Raw genomic sequence first — 15,804 nt, 5'->3', positions numbered from 1 at the left:
TCTCAGGCGCCGGGCAGGTGGTTCTTGCACGTGCACTCGAACCACACGGTCTTGCCCGTACCGGACCGCTCGGCGCCCCACCGCGCGGTGACGGACTCGACGAGGACGAGGCCCCGGCCGCGCTCGTCGAGCGGACCGGCCGTGCGCGGGACGGGCAGCACGGGCGAGGAGTCCCACACCTCGACCCGCAGCCCCTCGGGCCGCCGCAGCAACTGGAACGCGCAGTGCCGCCCGGGGACGTGGCGCACGACGTTCGCCAGCAGCTCGGTGATGCCCAGCTCGGCGGCTTCGACGAGGTCGTCCATCTCCCAGAGACGGAGGTAGGTCCGTACGATGCGGCGCACGTGCCGCGCGGAGTGCTCACCGACGGTGAAGTCCATGCCGTACTGAACGGCGGGGCCCGGCGGATCGCCTTCGATCAGGTGCACGATAACTCCCGGTAGGGGGCGGGTAGTTGCCTGGAACTGCCCACCACCCTGAGACCCGCTGGCTACTCTCGGCTACGTACGGGAACGAACCGTCCCAGCTGTTGGGAGACGCCATGGCGCGCAACCGTGAACTCGACCCGAGCGCGTCGGCGCTCGACCACTTCGGCTCGGAACTCCGTCACCTCCGCGTGAAAACGGGCGACACACAGGACGAGTTGGGCACGAAGCTCTTCTGTACGGGCTCGCTGATCGGCCAGATCGAAACGGCGAGGAAGGTCCCGACGAGGGAGTTCGCGGAACGCGTGGACCAGGTGTTCAACACGGGCGGGGAGATGGGGAGGCTGGTGGGCCTGGTGCTGCGGAGCCAACTTCCGTCGTGGTTCAGGAAGGTTGCGGGGTTGGAGGCGAAGGCGACGTACATCTCTATTTATGAAGCTCAGGTGGTGTACGGACTGCTCCAGACCAAGGACTACGCGAGGGCGGTCATGGGGGCGTACGACCCGAACGACCTGGACACAAGGGTCGAGGCTCGCATGGAGCGCCAGCGCGTCCTAAGCCGAGAGAATCCGCCTGCGCTCACCGTGGTCATGGATGAGGGAGTGCTACGGCGAGAGGTCGGCAGCCGCCACATCATGTGGAACCAACTCGCCCACTTGTTGAGCTTCCGCGACCGCCCGGACGTAAACCTCCAGATCCTGCCCTTCAAGGTGGGAGCCCATGCCGGGCAACCCGGTATGTTCACACTCCTCCGCTTCGACAACGACCCAGACATCGTCTACACCGAGGATTTCGTCCAAGGTCACGCGACCGCCAACCCTGCAACTGTCAGGGAAGGCACCCTCCGCTACGCTCACTTGCAGGCCGCAGCCCTCTCCGTAGAGGATTCGGCGGCAGAGATCAGCCGCGTCATGGAGGAGCGTTATGGAAGCCAATCAGCACCTGATGAACGCGGCCTGGCGTAAGTCCAGTTACAGCGGCGACCAGGGCGACTGCGTCGAATGCGCCCCCTTCGGCACCGCCGCCTGGCGCACGTCCTCCTACAGCGCCGACCAGGGCCAGTGCGTCGAGATCGCCGCCCAGCCCTGCCGCATCGCCGTCCGCGACTCCAAGAACCCCGACGGCCCCGCCTTCACCATCACCCCCACCGCCTTCACCGCATTCACCACCGCGGCCGCCGAAGGACGGCTGGAAGCCTGACCGGCGGGCTGTCCCGGGTCGCTCCGACGCCGCTACTCTCGGCCGCATGCTGACCGCCGAGAAGAAGCCTCCGCGCGGCCCGACGACCCCGTCTCCCCAGCCTCGCCCGCCGGGTCCGACGACGCCGGACAAGAATCCGCCGTTCCCGCCCAAGCCGCCCAGGTAGCCCGGCGGATCGTGCCCGTCGATCGTGTTCCCTTCGCCGAGCTGCCCGGTCCGGTACGTGAAGCCGTTGCCCGGCGGGTCGGTGCGTGCTCCGCCGTCGACACGGCGGGGGGCGGCAACTGTGCGGTGGCCGCCGTGCTCACCTCCCCCGCCGACCGCGTGTTCGTCAAGGGGATCCGCAGCGGCCACGACCAGGCCGACGAACTCGACTTGGAGTACCGCGTCGGCCCGTACCTGCCGGACGGCTGCCCGCGCGTGCGGTGGCGCACGGAGACCGCCGGGTGGGTGCTCGTCGCCTTCGACGCCGTCGCGGGCGAGCACGCCGACTACCGGCCCGGCGCGGCGGACCTGGAGGCGGTCGTACGGGCGCTCACCGCACTCGGCGGCACCCCGGCACCGCCGGTCGCGCTGCTGAGTGCCGGGGACCGTTGGGGCTACTACTGCGCCGAAGGCGAGGTGTCCCTCCTGGCGGGGGACGCGCTGCTGCACACCGACCTCGCCGCCACCAACGTCCTGGTGCGCGGCGGCCGGGCCCACGTCGTCGACTGGGCCTGGGCCGCCCGGGGCGCCGCCTGGATCGACGCGGCGCTGTGGGCGGTCCGTCTGGTCTCCGACGGCGGGCACACCCCGGCCGGGGCGGCGCGCTGGGCGCGGCGGGTGCCCGCCTTCCGCACGGCCGACCCACGGGCCGTCGCGGTGCTCGGGCGGGCGGAGGCCGCGCGCTGGGCGGACCTGAGGGACGACGGCGTCCCCGGCATCGAACGCGTCACCCGGGGCTCGCGCGCCTGGGCCGCGTACTGGACGCGCTGAGCGGGCGTCGGCGTGCCGCCCCCGGGCGGGGCGGTACGCCGACGGCGGTCACCTGCTCAGGGCGTTGCCGCGTGCCACGGCCTCCTCGTAGCCGGGAATCTCGGCGCTGCTGGTGTACTCCTTGCCGCCCCTCCGCCATTCGTACTGGTTGCCGTTGACCCGCTTGTCGGCGACGTCGTAGACGTACACCCGCACGCGGTAGTCGGCCTCCAGCACGTACGCGAACGAGATGCCCTGGCTGTCCGTGAGACCGTGCACGTGGCAGCGCATGTTGAGCTCGGGCTCGAACCTGACCTTGCCCACGCCGTTGGCCCGGATCTGGTTGTTCTTCAGCTGCTCGTACGTCGTGTCCTTCAGGTCGGCGCGCGACGTGCCTGCCATGAAGTGCACGTCCTCCGCCATGACCCAGGAGTCGCGGGCGTTGGGGCGGGTGTTCGCGCGCCGCGCGTCGACCTCCGCCTGCGCGGCCGCCGCCGCGTCGGCCCGCTCGGAGACGACGCCGTCGAAGACCGTCCGCGCGCTCCCCGCGGCGTTCGTCGCGACGCTCTGCGACATGCCCTGCGCCGTCGCGAAGTCCCAGTAGACCGAGTCGAACGTCGTGTGCGGGTCCGCGTCGAAAGCGGTCATGAACGCGGTGCGCAGCCGGTCCTTCATGGAGGCGGCCATCCGCTGGACGGCACGGCCCTGGACCGGCCCCGTCGGCCCGGCGCCCTCGTCCTCGGCGCGCTGGACGGGGGCGGGGCCGTTCATGGCGCGGGTGGCGTTGGCTTCGGCTTCGCGTTCGAAGCGGTCGGTGGGGTCGGAGACCTTGAGGCCCGAGCCGTTGTCGGTGCCCGCGACGGGGCCCTGGCGTTGCTGGATGACGTGGGTGAGTTCGTGGGCGAGGGTGTGTTTGTCGGCGCCGCCGTCGCCGATGACGACGTGGGATCCCGAGGTGTAGGCGCGGGCGCCGACCTCGGCGGCCGATGCCTTGGCGGCGGCGTTGTCGTGGATGCGTACGTCGGAGAAGTCCGCGCCGAGCCTCGACTCCATGTCGCTGCGGGTCGAATCGTCCAGGGGCTTCCCCGCCGAGCGCAGCACGTCGGGCACCGCCGAACGCTGCACGCTCTCGCCGTGCCCGCAGCCCGCACCGTGCTGGTGCCGCTCCTCTTCCACGGATCTCGCGACGGCGGCATTGCCCGCGGTGCGCTGGAGCGCCATCATCTGCGCGGAGACCGACGTCTCCGGCCGAGACCGGCGGGCGGCGGTGGCCGTCGCTTCCCTGTCGGCTCCCGGCGATTCCTGTGTACGAGACATTCAGTGCTCCCCTGCGCAACGGCTTCCCCACCCGTTCTACGGCACCCGCGGCGAGGCGGGCCAGGAACCAAAGGGCAGAAGCGGGGGCAACCCCCCGCCGGAGGAAACCGGCGCTCCGGGCCCCGATGACCGGGCGGGCACTTCCGGCTGCCCTTGCCGCCGCCCCTTCTCCCCTCGTACGCGAAGGAGCCCGCGGCGATAGTCGGAACCGTACGACCGCTGTCCAGGGCGCACGGGGAGGACGAGCGACATGAGGCCGACGCACCACGGCCGGCAGGAAGCGGGCCGCGGCGACCGTCCCGAACCCCGCCCGGCGCGGGAGTCGCTGACCGCGTCCGCCGCACGCGCGGCGGCGGCCGGAGGCGCGGCGCGCCTGGACCCGGGCGCGGCGGCGGCCCTACAGCGGGCCATGGGCAACGCGGCGTTCGCCGCGACGGTGCAGCGCTCGGCGGACTGCGACGGCCACGCGCACGGCACGGCCCCCGCGCACGGCACCGCACCCGCCCCCGTGCAGCGCGCCCAGGATCCGGCCGGGGCGGTCCCGGTCATCCAGCGCAAGTGGACCGACGGCACCATGTCCGGCGACGATCCGGTGTTCACCTCGGACAACGGCCGCGCCGGATCCGTGGAGGTGCACAACCTCAAGGGAACGCCGCTGGGGCCCGCGGCGAACTCCCCCTCGGTCGAGCCGGTCGGCTGGGGCGCCCTGAGGTCGCAGGGGTTCACGAAGATGGCGCCGGGCGGCGAGAAGCCCGACGGCGCCCCCTACCGCGCCGTGCGCATGCACCTGTTCAACGGGCGCCTCGGCGGCCCCGGCAACAACACCGACAACCTCGCCCCCGGCCCGGGAAAGCTCAACTCCCAGATGTCCGCCCAGGCGGAGGACCCGGCGAAGCACCTGGTGGAGCTCGGCAACGCGGTGTGGCTGAAGACCACGGTCTCCTACCAGACCAGCGCCGTGAACGCCCAGGACCTCACGTCGGTCGTGCCGAACCACATCAACATGCAGTGGGGCGTCGAGGGCGACGCGGCGTCCGCGCGGTCCTGGAGCTCGGCGATCACGCTTCCCGTCGACCCGCTCACGCCGCAGCAGGCGGCCGACCTGCGGAGCTGGAGCCAGGGCCCCGACGCCCTGCTGAACGCATTGCAGGGACAGAGCAGGCAGGTCATCGGCCAGGCGCTCGGACTCGTTCCCGGCCACGACCTGAAAATGGCGCTGATGAGGACGTACCCGGACCTCTACCGGGACCTCAACGCGACCGACCAGGCGGCTTTCCTCACCGTGCTTCCCAGCACGGCCGAACGCGTCAATTTCCTGGGCGTCATCAATCTGGGTGTCGACGAGATATTCCCCCAGGTGCTCCATCCGCTGTTCCAGGCGGGACACCAGGCCATGGCCGAGGAGATCTTCCGGGACTGCAACATCGCCGACGACGTCCAGCGAAAGATGGTCTTCCAGTACGGCCCCGCGCTGCTGGAGACGATAGGCAACGCCGGATACGAATTGGTGATGCGCGACAGGGCCGGATACACGCTGCTCAAGCACTTCCCCGAATCTTCCGTCGCGGCCCTGCTCGACGTGCTCGACCAGAACGGGTCCCTCAACCCGCTGCTGGCCCAGGCTTCCGCGCTCGACCGCAACAAGACGCTGGACAGCTGGGCCACCGCCAGGGCCGGAAACGATTCCGAGCAGTGCAAGGCGTTCATCAACGGAACGAGCATGGCCCAGGACTACAAGAACCAGTACAGCCTGTGGAAGAAGTCCAAGGACGACGCGGCAGCATACAGAGAGGGCCGCCCGAAGCGCGGAGCGGCCGCCCGTGCTTCCAACTCCGACGGATGACAGGAGCTTCCATGAGCAACGGAAATACCAAAAACGCCGAGAACAGCGAGAACGCCGGGTACAGGGACCGGATCGAGGCGCGGGTCGCCGACCTCCGTGCCACTCCCGGCTTCACGGTGCGCGCGTTCGAGATCGCTCCGCCCCTCGGCCGGGACGGGATCGAAGGGGTCCGCGCCGCGGTGCACGGCCACCTTCCCGAAGGCCTCGCGGAATTCCACGCGGAACTCGACGGCTTCCTCCTCGACTGGGAGTACACCGAGCCCGGCGCGTCGGGCCCGGCCACCGATTTCGGCTCCCTCCACTTCCTTCCGCTGGCGAAGGTTTTCGCCGACGGCCTGGGCGACACCTGGTACGACGACTTCGAGGGCGGCGACCGGTTCCGGGCCGTGAAACCCTTCGACGTGTACGCTCCCGAAGCGTGCGCCGCGTTCCTCCAGGAACCGGATTCCGCGCCGCAGGACCCGGTGTACTTCCACTATTTCGGCGAGGCGCTGGAACCGCTCGACCTGACGTTTCCGCAGTACGTCGAAGGGGCGCTGAGCGCCTGCGGTTATGTGAACTGGCGCATGGCCCTCACCCCCGACGATCCCGGACTGCCCGAGGCCCGGCGCACTCTGGAACGCATGCGGGAAATCGTTCCCGGGTTCCGCGAACTGCCCTGACCGCGGAACCTCTGCCCGATCGGGCAGCTTCCCCTGCCCGTGGTGACGTCCGGGTGTCTCTATGAACCGGGGGCCCGAAGGGCCATCGTCAAGAGGGTCCCGTCACCACCGGCTCGATCACCTCAACGGTCTCTTCTAGGAGAACACCCCACTATGCCCACGTACCTGTCCCCCGGCGTCTACGTCGAGGAAGTCGCCAGCGGCTCCCGCCCGATCGAGGGCGTCGGCACCTCCGTCGCCGCGTTCGTGGGCCTCGCGCCCGTCGGGCCGCTCAACGAGCCGACCCTCGTGACCAACTGGTCGCAGTACGTGGCGTCCTTCGGTGACTTCACGGACGGGTACTACCTCGCCCACTCCGTGTACGGGTTCTTCAACAACGGCGGCTCCGCCGCGTACATCGTGCGCGTCGGCGGCGGGGACGCGCAGGGCACCCAGTCCGTGTCCTCCGCGGCGGCCGGCGCCGGGCAGCTCCAGCTGACCGCGGGCGAGTCCGTCGCGCTCGGCACCTTCAAGGTCGCCGCCATCGCCGCGGGCTCGGCGAACAACGGCGCGCTCACCGTCGAGGTGCAGGACATCGAGGGCGAGAACGACCGCTTCAAGCTCGTCGTCAAGGACGGCGACAAGACCGTCGAGTCCTTCGACGTCTCCGCGAAGAAGAGCGCCCGCAACTACGTGGTCGCGCAGGTCAAGCAGCGCTCCAAGACCATCGTCCTGGAAGAGGCCGCCCCGGCCGCCCAGCTGGCCAAGCCGGACGCGCAGGCCGTCACCCTGGCCCCGCCCGCCCCGGCGCCGGTCCCGGTCGTCGCCGCGCAGGACGCCCCGCTGGAGTCGGGCCAGTTCATCGGCGACTCCGCCGACCGGACCGGCTTCGGCGGCCTGGAGGCGTACGACGAGATCAACATGGTCGCCGTGCCCGACCTGATGGCCGCCTACCAGCAGGGCCTCATCGACCTGGAGCAGGTCAAGGCCGTCCAGCTCGGCCTGATCGCGCACTGCGAGCTCATGGGCGACCGCATGGCGATCATCGACACGCCGCCGTCGCTGAACGCCCGCGACGTGCGCAAGTGGCGCCAGGAGGAGTCGAACTACGACTCCGCCTACGCCGCGGTCTACTACCCGTGGATCAAGTCCTTCGACCCGTCCACCGGCCAGGCCCGCCTGGTCCCGCCGTCGGGCCACATGGCCGGCATCTGGGCCCGCAACGACGCCGAGCGCGGCGTGCACAAGGCCCCCGCCAACGAGGTCGTGCGCGGCGCCGTCGACCTGGAGCTCCAGATCACCCGCGGCGAGCAGGACCTGCTCAACCCGATCGGCGTCAACTGCATCCGCGCCTTCCCGGGCCGCGGCATCCGCGTCTGGGGCGCCCGCACGCTGGCCTCCGACCCGGCCTGGCGCTACCTGAACGTCCGCCGCTACTTCAACTACCTGGAGGAGTCGATCCTGATCGGCACCCAGTGGGTGGTGTTCGAGCCGAACGACCAGTCGCTGTGGGCCAGGATCCGCCGCAACATATCCGCCTTCCTGGTGACCGAGTGGCGCCAGGGCGCCCTGTTCGGGCAGCGCGCCGAGGACGCCTTCTACGTGAAGTGCGACGAGGAGACGAACCCGCCGGAGTCCGTCGACCTCGGCCGCGTAGTCTGCGAGATCGGCATCGCTCCGGTGAAGCCGGCCGAGTTCGTGGTCTTCCGCCTCGCGCAGTTCCAGGGCGGCGGCGGCGAGCTGGAGGAGTAGTCCTTCCGCACCACGCCTCCACACCCCCTTCAGCTCAACCCTCACGAACAGGAGTGACCCGTCATGGACATGGGCGATGCCCTCACTACCCATAATTTCGGTCTGCAGATCGACGGCGTGATGATCGAGACCCTCCAGGAGGTCTCCAGCCTCACGATGGAGCAGGACGTCATCGAGTACCAGCAGGTCTCGGCCGACGGCAAGCCGATCGTCAAGAAGCTCCCCGGCGTGAAGAAGGCCGGCGAGTGCACGGTGACGCGCGGCGCCACCCAGTCCCAGGCGTTCACCGAGTGGATCGCCGCGTCCATCGCGGGCGACATGGGCTCGGCCCGCAAGGACGCCTCGATCATCTTCATGGACTACCAGCTGTCCGAGGTGAAGCGCTACAACCTGCGCAACGCCTGGTGCTCCAAGGTCGAGGTGAGCGGGACCAAGGCGGGCGACGCCGCGGCCCTGACCGAGCAGGTCACCATCACCTTCGAAGAGCTGACGCTCGGCTAATGCGGCGCGAGGGACCGGCGGGGGCGCAGCAGCCCCGCACACAGGAGCCGCTCCGCACGGAGTTCGAGTTCGAGCTGCCGCGGGGCTTCGTCGACGAGGCGGGCACCGTGCACCGCAGCGGCGCGATGCGGCTGGCCACGGCCAGGGACGAGCTGCTACCCCTGCGGGACGTCCGGGTGCGCGAGAACCCGGCGTACCTGTCCGTGGTGCTGCTCGGCCGGGTCATCACCCGGCTCGGCACGCTCCCGTCGGTCCACGACGGGACGGTGGAGAACATGTTCGCCTCCGACCTGGCGTTCCTCCAGGACTTCTACCGGCAGATCAACGCGGAGGGCCACACCAGGGCCTCCGTCGCGTGTCCGCACTGCGAGGAGTCCTTCGAGGTCGAGCTCGCCGGGAGCCGCCTGGGGGAATCGTGACGTACGCGGCCGACCGGATCGAGGAGGAGACCGCGTACCTCGCCTACCACTTCCACTGGGGCATGGACGACATCCTCGATCTGGAGCACGCCGACCGGCGCAAGTACGTCGCGCAGGTCGCGTCCCTGGTGGAGCGGTCGCAGGCGTGATCGCCTGACGGGAAAGGGGGGTTGGAGAAGATGGGCATGTTCGAGAAGTGGCGCTCGCGCAGGGCGGCGGGGCCCGCCGATGCGGGCGGGAGCGCGGACCCGGGTACGGGTACCGGTTCGGGTACGGACGCGCGGGAGGGTGCCGCGCCCGTGGCACCAGCCGGGGACGCGTGGCGGTCGCTGCCGCCGGTGCAGCGTGCGATGGGCGCGCCGCGCACGGTCTTCGAGCACGGCTTCTCCGCGTCGCTCGCGACGCACTGGAACCCCTCTTTCCAGGGCGACCTGGGGCACACCTCCGCGCCCGACGCCCCCAGCGGGCTGCTGCGGGACGCGGTGCGCACGGTGACGCCCGCGGCTTCGGGACCTTCGGGTCCCGCGGGGCCCTCGGCGGCCGAGCCGCCGGGGCTGAAGCTGCCGGTCGCCCGTTCGGGACCGGCCGTGCAGCGGGCGGAGTCCGAGACCGACGGGGCAACGGGTACCGGGGGATCCACCGGTACCGCGGGGGCCGGGGGGCCTCACGCGGGCGTCTTCGCCACGGGTCCCGTTCGGAGCCGGGGCGCGTCGCGGGCGGTGGGGGCCGCCGACGCGCCCGGCGCCGGCCAGGTGCAGCGGGCGGCGGCGCGCGGGACCGGGGAGGGTCCCGCCGCCGCTCCCGCGCGCGCCGCGGGCGCGTCCCGCGGCCCCGTCAGGCCCACGCCCGCGCGGCACACGCCGCTGGTCTCCGCGCGGCCCGCGCCGCCGACGCGCCGCCTGTCGCCGGTGGGCGCGGCGGCGCCCGCACAGCTGCCCATGCCCGTGCAGCGGGCCGAAGAGCCCGCGTCGGCCGTACGGGACGCGGAACGCGCCGTACGGCCCGCAGACGTCCCGGGCCCAAGTTCCCCCGCTGGGTCCGGGACTCCCACCGCTCCGGCCGCTCCGGCCGCGACTCCGGCCGCCGCGCAGGAGGCGCCCGTGCAGCGCCGCCCGGTGGTCCGCCGGACGCGCCGCGCGCCGGGCGCGGACTGGAGCACGGCGCAGGTGCCGGAGCCGCCGAGCGCGCCTAGCGCGCCGAAGGGCGCGCAGAGCCCGCAGAGCCCGCAGGTCCAGCGGGCGCAAGCACCCAAGCAGGCACCGAAGCAGGCGCCGAAGCAGACCCCGGCCGCGCCCAAGCAGACGCCGACGCAGGCCGCGCCTCCGGTGCAGAAGGCGCCCGCGCCCGCACCGGCGAAGGGCGCGCCGAAGGCACCGGCGGCCCCGAAGCCCGGAACTCCGGCACAGCAGACCCCGGCGCAGCAGGCCCCGGTACGGCAGACCCCGGCACCGCAGGCCCCCGTGCAGAAGGCCCCCGCCCCGCAGGCGGCCTCGGCGAAGGCCCCGGTGCGGACGTCCGCGTCCGACGCCCCCGTGCGCCCGGCGGACGCGGCTCCGGCGAGCCCGGCCCCCGCCAAGGCTCCTTCGCCCGCGCCGAAGAGTGCGAAGAGCGCGACGGGTGCGACGTCCCCGGCCGCGCCCGCCGTGCAGCGCGCCCAGGCGGCGCCGAGCGGCCCCGAAGCCGCCAACGCACCCGTACGCAAGGCGAGTTCCGCGCCCGCCGAGCCGATCACCACCGCCGCCGCGCCCATCCAGAAGGCCCCGGCCACCAAGCCCGTACGCCCCACCGGCTCCGGACCCACCAACGGCCCGGCGCCCACCTCCATACCCGTGCCCAAGGCCCCGGCCACCCCTGTGGTCCAGCGGGCCCAGGCGGCGCCGAGCGGCCCCGAAGCCGCCAACGCACCCGTACGCAAGACGGGTTCCGCGCCCGCCGAGCCGACCACCACCGCCGCCGCGCCCATCCAGAAGGCCCCGGCCACCAAGCCCGTACGCCCCACCGGCTCCGGACCCACCAACGGCCCGGCGCCCACCTCCATACCCGCACCCAAGGCCCCGGCCACCCCCGTGGTCCAGCGCGCCCACGCGGCGCCGACCGGCCCCGAAGCCGCCAACGCGCCCGTACGCAGGGAAAGTTCGCTCCCGGCAACGGCAGCCCCCGGGCCGACCCCGCTTCCCGTGCAGAAGGCCCCGACGGCGGCGGCCAATCCGGTGCGCCCGGCCAACCCCGCCGCACCCACCGCGCCAGCCGCACCCGCCGGGCAGCCCTCGACGCCCCCGGCGCGCTCCGGCCTCGGCGCGCCCGTGCAGCGGGCCGCCGCGCAGGCCCCGGCACAGAACCCGCAGTCCCCGCGGCGTCCGCAGCGGCGCTCCGCGATCGGGGCGCCCATCACGCCCCCGTCCCCTGCCGCGCCCCCGGTGCAGCGCAGTGCGGCCGCCCCGAAGGCGGGCCCCGCGCGGACCGCACCGCAGGCGCAGTCCCCGGCGACGACACCGGCGACGACACCGGCGACGGCACCGGCGAACGCCCCGGCCGCCGCGCCGGTGGCCCCCGCCGCGCCCGCCCAGCCGGACAGGCCCGCGATGCCCGTCGCGCCCACCACCACGACGCCCGCCGCACCCCTGGCGACCCCGGCCTCCGCCCCGACGCCCGCCGCGCCCCAGGTGCAGCGCGCACAGGCATCCGTACCGCAGGCGACCGCACCCCGGGCGAGCGCGCCGCAGCCGACCGCACCGCAGGCGTCCGCACCGCAGCCCGCGCGCGGGACGTCCGGCCCCGCGCCGGTGGCCCCCGCCGCCCCCGCGCTGCCGGACAAGCCCGCGATGCCCGTCGCCGCCACGGCCCCCGTACCCGTACCCGCCCCCGTACCCGAGGCGGCCCCGCCCGCCCCCGCGTCCGCGCCCCCGGTGCAGCGTGCCGTCTCCGGGGCCGTGCGTCCCGCGCCCGTCGTCCGCATCGCCGACCTCCCGCGCGCCACCGCCGCCCCCGTGCGGCGCGCTGCCGCCGCGCTGCCCCTGGCCACCACCAGGCCGCTCACGTCGAGCATCCCGGACACGGCACCCCGCGGCCCCCGCACCGCCCAGGCCCCGGTACAACGCGCCGCCGCCCCGCAGGCCGCGCCCCTGACCGCGCCGGGCGCCACGGGTCCCGGCCGCCCCGGCTCCCCGCAGGCCGCCGTGCCCGTGGTCAGGCCCGTGCCCGCGGGCCCCGCCCCCGTGCAGCGCAGCGCCCACGCGCCCGCCGCCCAGCCCGCCCGCCCCGTGGTCCCCGTCACCCCGCCCGCGGCGGCTCGGCCGCTGCACCGACCCGTGATCGTGCAGCGCCAGGAGGCCCCGCAGCCCCCGGCCCCCGCGCCCAGGGCGGCCCCGGCCGCCCCCGCGCCGGTGCCCGTGGTGACCCCGGCCCCGCTCCAGCGGACGTCCGTGCCGGTCGGGCAGAACAAGCAGCCCGCGCCCCCGCCGCCGCGCACCACCACGAGCAAGAGCGCGGCCCCCGTGCAGCGCGCCACCGCCCCCCAGTCGCCGAGCGCGGCGACGCAGACGCCCGCGCAACTCGACGACCTGGCCCACAAGCTGATCGCCCCGCTGTCCCGGCTCCTGCGCGCCGAACTGCGCGCGGACCGCGAACGCGTGGGCCGGCTGCGCGACCACGGCAACTGACCCGGCCGGCCCCGGCCGCCCCCCACCGACCCCGCCCACCGCCTTCCACCCGAGAGATCGCCACCATGCCCCAGGCACCGGACCCCGCATCCACCGTCTTCTTCAAACTCACCATCGACGGCGAGGACCTCGGCCTGTTCAACGGCTGTGACGGGCTCTCCTCCGAGGTGGAGATCGAGCAGCGGCAGGAGGGCGGCAACAACGGCTTCGTCTGGCAGCTGCCGACCCGCGTCACCTACTCCAACATCCGCCTCACGCGCCCGCTGACGCCCGACACCGCCAAGGTCGCCGCCTGGATCTCCTCGCTGGCCACCGGGATCACCCGCCCCACCGCGCAGATCGCGGCCCTGCACGCCGACGGCTCGATCGTCGCGCAGTGGGGCCTGGTCGAGGTGCTGCCGGTGCGCTGGACGGGCCCGAGCCTGGACCCGGCGAGCCCGGCCGTCGCCACCGAGACGCTGGAGATCGCGCACCACGGCTTCACCGACGCGGGAGGTGCCTGAGATGGCGTTCCTCGGCGGACTCGCCGCCAGCGGCCTCTCCCGCGCCTCGCTCGCCATCCACCAGCCGCCGACCGACCTCGGCGGCTCGATCGGCGGCCGCATCGGCGAGGTGAAGTTCCAGTTCAACCCCGACCAGCTACAGCTGAGCAGGTCCGCGAGCTGGGTGACCGAGCACGCCGTCGCGCACGACCGGGGCGCGCCGCCGAAGTTCACCGGCAGCGACCCCGCCCAGCTCCAGCTGGACGTGTTCCTCGACCGCTCGGACGACCCGTCGTCCAACGACGTGCAGCAGATGGTGGAACTGCTGCTGTCGTGCTGCGAGGTGACCCAGCAGTCCATCGCGGCGAAGGCGCCGTCGCCGCCGTGGGTGAAGTTCTCCTGGGGCTCGTTCTCCACGGTGCAGATGGTCATGTACGTCACGTCGGTCTCGGCGACGTACACCCTCTTCAGCCCCAGCGGCATCCCGATCAGGGCGACCTGCTCGCTCTCGCTGACCGAGGTGGCCAGCGAGACGAAGAAGCAGAACCCGACGTCGGGCACGCTCGACGCGCGCCGGGTGCACCGGACCGTGTCGGGCGACTCGCTCGCCTCGCTGGCCTGGCGGGAGTACGGCGACGCGACGCGCTGGCGCGTCATCGCCGAGGCGAACGACATCGACGACCCCCTGCGGCTGCGTCCCGGCACCGAACTGCTGCTGCCGTCGACCACCGACATCGAACCGCGGGAGGGCGCCGCGTGAGCCCCGTCAGCAACAACAAGACCTTCACCACCGTCCTGCACGTCACGCTGGGCGGTGCGCCGCTGCCCGACGCGCTCGCCAAGTACCTGACCGGCGGCTGGGTGGACGCCTCGCTGAACGTGCCGTCCGCCTTCGAGCTGACGTTCAGCGACCCCAACGGCAAGCTCACCGAGAAGTACGCCTCCCTCAAGGTCGGCGCGCCCGCCGTGCTCGCGCCCTTCGCGGACGGCAAGCGCGGCGAGCCCCTGCTCACCGGCGAGGTGACGGCGATCGAGGTCGAGGGCACCCCCGGCCAGGGCCGCTCGCTGGTCCTGCGCGGCTACGACCTGGGCCACCGGATGCTGCGCAACCGCCGCGTCGAGGGCTACCCGAACATGACGGCGTCCGACATCGTCCGCAAGCTCGCGGCCCTCAACCGGGTGCCGATCGGGAAGGTCGAGGCGACGCAGCCGGTGTACGAGCTGGCCACCCAGCCCAACACCACGGACTGGGACTTCCTCTCGCGCCTGGCCCGCGAGAACGACAAGCGCCTCGCGCTCGACGGCAAGGGCAAGCTCACCTTCGCCGAGCTGCCCGCCGCGTCCGGCGGGTCGACCGAGCTGAAGTTCGGCGACAACACGCTGCACTGCCGGGTCGCGATGACCGCCGCCGGGCAGGTGCAGAAGGTCGACGTGCGCGGCTGGGACCCCAAGACGAAGCGGCCGCTGAGCGCGCCCACGCCGTCGATCACCAGCAAGGAGATCGTCGCGGGCACCACGCCCGCCGAGCTGACGAAGACGTTCGGCAAGGCCGAACTCACCGCCACGCGGACCCCGTTCACCACCCAGTCGCAGGTCACGCAGGCCGCGAAGGCGCTCGCCGACGACGTCACCGGCTCGTTCGCCGAGGTGGAGGTCGCGGTCAACGGCAACCCGAAGCTGATGCCGGGCGAGGCCGTGAAGGTGACCAGCGCGGGCAAGCCGTTCGACGGCAGCTACACGGCGACCAGCGTCCGGCACGTCTTCGTGTCGGGACGGCAGTACCAGACCCACCTCGTCGTGTCGGGGCGGCAGTTCAGGTCGCTGTACGGCACGGCGTCCGGCGGCGGCGAGCCCGCCCCCGCCATGCCGGGCGTCGCGGTGGCGCTGGTCACCAACATCAAGGACCCGCTCAAGCAGAACCGGGTGAAGCTGCGCTTCCCGTGGCTCTCGGCGACGTACGAGAGCGACTGGTGCCGCGTCGCGCAGCTCGGCGGCAAGGGCGGCGGCGGGCTGATGATGCCCGACGTCAACGACGAGGTGCTGTGCGCCTTCGACCGGGGCTCCCTGGAGCACCCGTACGTGCTGGCCGGGCTCTACAACGGCGTGGACAAGCACACCCCGGCCACCGACGGCGTGACGCCCGTCGACCCGATGAGCGGCAAGGTGCAGTGGCGGGCGCTGACCTCGCGCGCCGGGCACACCATCGAGCTGCGCGAGAAGGGGGCGAAGACGGGCGCCACGACCGGCATCCGGCTGCGCACCGGCAAGGGCAAGCTGAGCATCGAGATGAACGAGGCCCGCACGACCCTCACCATCGACAGCAGCGGCACGGTCACCATCAAGGGCGGCCGGGGCGTGGTCGTCGAGTCCGGCATGGACCTCTCCCTCATCGCCAAGGGCCTGATCACCATGCGGGCCGGGATGGGGGTCAACGTGACGACCCCGACGGGCCGGATCAACGTCGTGGCGGGCCTGGGAATCGACGTGAAGGGCGCGAAGTTCAAGGTGACGGCGGCCCAGTCGGTCATCAACTCGCCCTCCTTCATCACCTCGATGATCCCGATCCCCAACCCGGCCATCGCCAACCTGCCCATCTAGAAGGAGGCCGTTG

15 protein-coding genes are annotated in these 15,804 nt (G+C 72.9%); 13 read left to right on the top strand and 2 right to left on the bottom strand.

The window, feature by feature from the left end; genetic code table 11:
• Window positions 1-2: 2 nt before the first annotated feature.
• Window positions 3-428, bottom strand: a complete 426-nt coding sequence (locus ACIBNE_RS13350; protein ID WP_399271646.1) for an ATP-binding protein — start codon at window positions 426-428, stop codon at window positions 3-5.
• A 113-nt stretch (window positions 429-541) separates the two neighbouring features.
• On the opposite strand from ACIBNE_RS13350, the gene ACIBNE_RS13345 reads away from it, so the two are divergent.
• The 3 genes from ACIBNE_RS13345 (at window position 542) to ACIBNE_RS13335 (ending at window position 2,600) form a co-directional block, all read left to right on the top strand.
• Window positions 542-1,390 (top strand): Scr1 family TA system antitoxin-like transcriptional regulator, encoded by an 849-nt coding sequence (locus ACIBNE_RS13345; RefSeq protein WP_399271645.1) that lies wholly within the window; start codon window positions 542-544, stop codon window positions 1,388-1,390.
• Window positions 1,350-1,625, top strand: a complete 276-nt coding sequence (locus ACIBNE_RS13340) for a DUF397 domain-containing protein (protein WP_399271644.1) — start codon at window positions 1,350-1,352, stop codon at window positions 1,623-1,625. Before ACIBNE_RS13345 ends, ACIBNE_RS13340 begins: the two co-directional genes overlap by 41 nt.
• Window positions 1,626-1,802: 177 nt before the next feature.
• On the top strand, window positions 1,803-2,600 hold the full coding sequence (locus tag ACIBNE_RS13335; protein WP_399271643.1) for an aminoglycoside phosphotransferase: 798 nt from the start codon (window positions 1,803-1,805) through the stop codon (window positions 2,598-2,600).
• Between the two features lie 48 nt (window positions 2,601-2,648).
• Here the strand turns inward: ACIBNE_RS13335 and ACIBNE_RS13330 are convergent, their stop codons facing one another.
• Window positions 2,649-3,896, bottom strand: coding sequence for a DUF4157 domain-containing protein (locus ACIBNE_RS13330; protein ID WP_399271642.1), 1,248 nt, complete (start codon window positions 3,894-3,896; stop codon window positions 2,649-2,651).
• A gap of 250 nt (window positions 3,897-4,146) precedes the next feature.
• Here ACIBNE_RS13330 and ACIBNE_RS13325 point away from each other — a divergent pair, with 250 nt between their 5' ends.
• The 10 genes from ACIBNE_RS13325 (at window position 4,147) to ACIBNE_RS13280 (ending at window position 15,791) form a co-directional block, all read left to right on the top strand.
• A complete protein-coding gene (locus ACIBNE_RS13325) occupies window positions 4,147-5,739 on the top strand; it encodes a hypothetical protein (protein WP_399271641.1) in 1,593 nt (530 codons plus the stop codon).
• 11 nt (window positions 5,740-5,750) lie between these two features.
• The gene (locus ACIBNE_RS13320) at window positions 5,751-6,401 is read left to right on the top strand and encodes a hypothetical protein (protein WP_399271640.1); all 651 of its coding nucleotides are present in this window, start codon (window positions 5,751-5,753) and stop codon (window positions 6,399-6,401) included.
• 153 nt (window positions 6,402-6,554) lie between these two features.
• On the top strand, window positions 6,555-8,132 hold the full coding sequence (locus tag ACIBNE_RS13315; RefSeq protein WP_399271639.1) for a phage tail sheath subtilisin-like domain-containing protein: 1,578 nt from the start codon (window positions 6,555-6,557) through the stop codon (window positions 8,130-8,132).
• A 63-nt stretch (window positions 8,133-8,195) separates the two neighbouring features.
• On the top strand, window positions 8,196-8,633 hold the full coding sequence (locus tag ACIBNE_RS13310) for a phage tail protein (RefSeq protein ID WP_399271638.1): 438 nt from the start codon (window positions 8,196-8,198) through the stop codon (window positions 8,631-8,633).
• Window positions 8,633-9,052 carry a hypothetical protein gene (locus ACIBNE_RS13305; RefSeq protein ID WP_399271637.1) on the top strand — a complete coding sequence of 140 codons (420 nt, stop codon included), beginning with the start codon at window positions 8,633-8,635 and terminating at the stop codon, window positions 9,050-9,052. The genes ACIBNE_RS13310 and ACIBNE_RS13305 overlap by 1 nt, the downstream gene beginning before the upstream one ends.
• On the top strand, window positions 9,049-9,201 hold the full coding sequence (locus ACIBNE_RS13300) for a DUF6760 family protein (protein WP_399271636.1): 153 nt from the start codon (window positions 9,049-9,051) through the stop codon (window positions 9,199-9,201). Before ACIBNE_RS13305 ends, ACIBNE_RS13300 begins: the two co-directional genes overlap by 4 nt.
• Window positions 9,202-9,237: 36 nt before the next feature.
• A complete protein-coding gene (locus tag ACIBNE_RS13295; protein ID WP_399271635.1) occupies window positions 9,238-12,711 on the top strand; it encodes a hypothetical protein in 3,474 nt (1,157 codons plus the stop codon).
• Between the two features lie 65 nt (window positions 12,712-12,776).
• Window positions 12,777-13,214: a phage tail protein gene (locus tag ACIBNE_RS13290; protein ID WP_399271634.1), complete on the top strand. Its 438-nt coding sequence runs from the start codon at window positions 12,777-12,779 to the stop codon at window positions 13,212-13,214.
• Window position 13,215: 1 nt separating this feature from the next.
• Window positions 13,216-13,953 carry a LysM peptidoglycan-binding domain-containing protein gene (locus tag ACIBNE_RS13285; protein ID WP_399271633.1) on the top strand — a complete coding sequence of 246 codons (738 nt, stop codon included), beginning with the start codon at window positions 13,216-13,218 and terminating at the stop codon, window positions 13,951-13,953.
• On the top strand, window positions 13,950-15,791 hold the full coding sequence (locus ACIBNE_RS13280; protein WP_399271632.1) for a VgrG-related protein: 1,842 nt from the start codon (window positions 13,950-13,952) through the stop codon (window positions 15,789-15,791). Before ACIBNE_RS13285 ends, ACIBNE_RS13280 begins: the two co-directional genes overlap by 4 nt.
• Window positions 15,792-15,804 lie beyond the last annotated feature (13 nt).

Source organism: Streptomyces sp. NPDC050504 (assembly GCF_044458065.1).
Classification (GTDB): domain Bacteria; phylum Actinomycetota; class Actinomycetes; order Streptomycetales; family Streptomycetaceae; genus Streptomyces.
The sequence above is the reverse complement of the archived record's forward strand: the minus strand, read 5'-3'. Positions and strand labels throughout refer to the sequence as shown.

Excerpts from the sequence above, each read along its gene's own strand:
- ACIBNE_RS13345 (WP_399271645.1), top strand. The coding sequence starts at position 542 with ATGGCGCGCAACCGTGAACTCGACCCGAGCGCGTCGGCGCTCGACCAC.
- ACIBNE_RS13340 (WP_399271644.1), top strand. The coding sequence starts at position 1,350 with ATGGAAGCCAATCAGCACCTGATGAACGCGGCCTGGCGTAAGTCCAGT.
- ACIBNE_RS13330 (WP_399271642.1), bottom strand. The coding sequence starts at position 3,896 with ATGTCTCGTACACAGGAATCGCCGGGAGCCGACAGGGAAGCGACGGCC.
- ACIBNE_RS13325 (WP_399271641.1), top strand. The coding sequence starts at position 4,147 with ATGAGGCCGACGCACCACGGCCGGCAGGAAGCGGGCCGCGGCGACCGT.
- ACIBNE_RS13320 (WP_399271640.1), top strand. The coding sequence starts at position 5,751 with ATGAGCAACGGAAATACCAAAAACGCCGAGAACAGCGAGAACGCCGGG.
- ACIBNE_RS13315 (WP_399271639.1), top strand. The coding sequence starts at position 6,555 with ATGCCCACGTACCTGTCCCCCGGCGTCTACGTCGAGGAAGTCGCCAGC.
- ACIBNE_RS13310 (WP_399271638.1), top strand. The coding sequence starts at position 8,196 with ATGGACATGGGCGATGCCCTCACTACCCATAATTTCGGTCTGCAGATC.
- ACIBNE_RS13305 (WP_399271637.1), top strand. The coding sequence starts at position 8,633 with ATGCGGCGCGAGGGACCGGCGGGGGCGCAGCAGCCCCGCACACAGGAG.
- ACIBNE_RS13295 (WP_399271635.1), top strand. The coding sequence starts at position 9,238 with ATGTTCGAGAAGTGGCGCTCGCGCAGGGCGGCGGGGCCCGCCGATGCG.
- ACIBNE_RS13290 (WP_399271634.1), top strand. The coding sequence starts at position 12,777 with ATGCCCCAGGCACCGGACCCCGCATCCACCGTCTTCTTCAAACTCACC.
- ACIBNE_RS13285 (WP_399271633.1), top strand. The coding sequence starts at position 13,216 with ATGGCGTTCCTCGGCGGACTCGCCGCCAGCGGCCTCTCCCGCGCCTCG.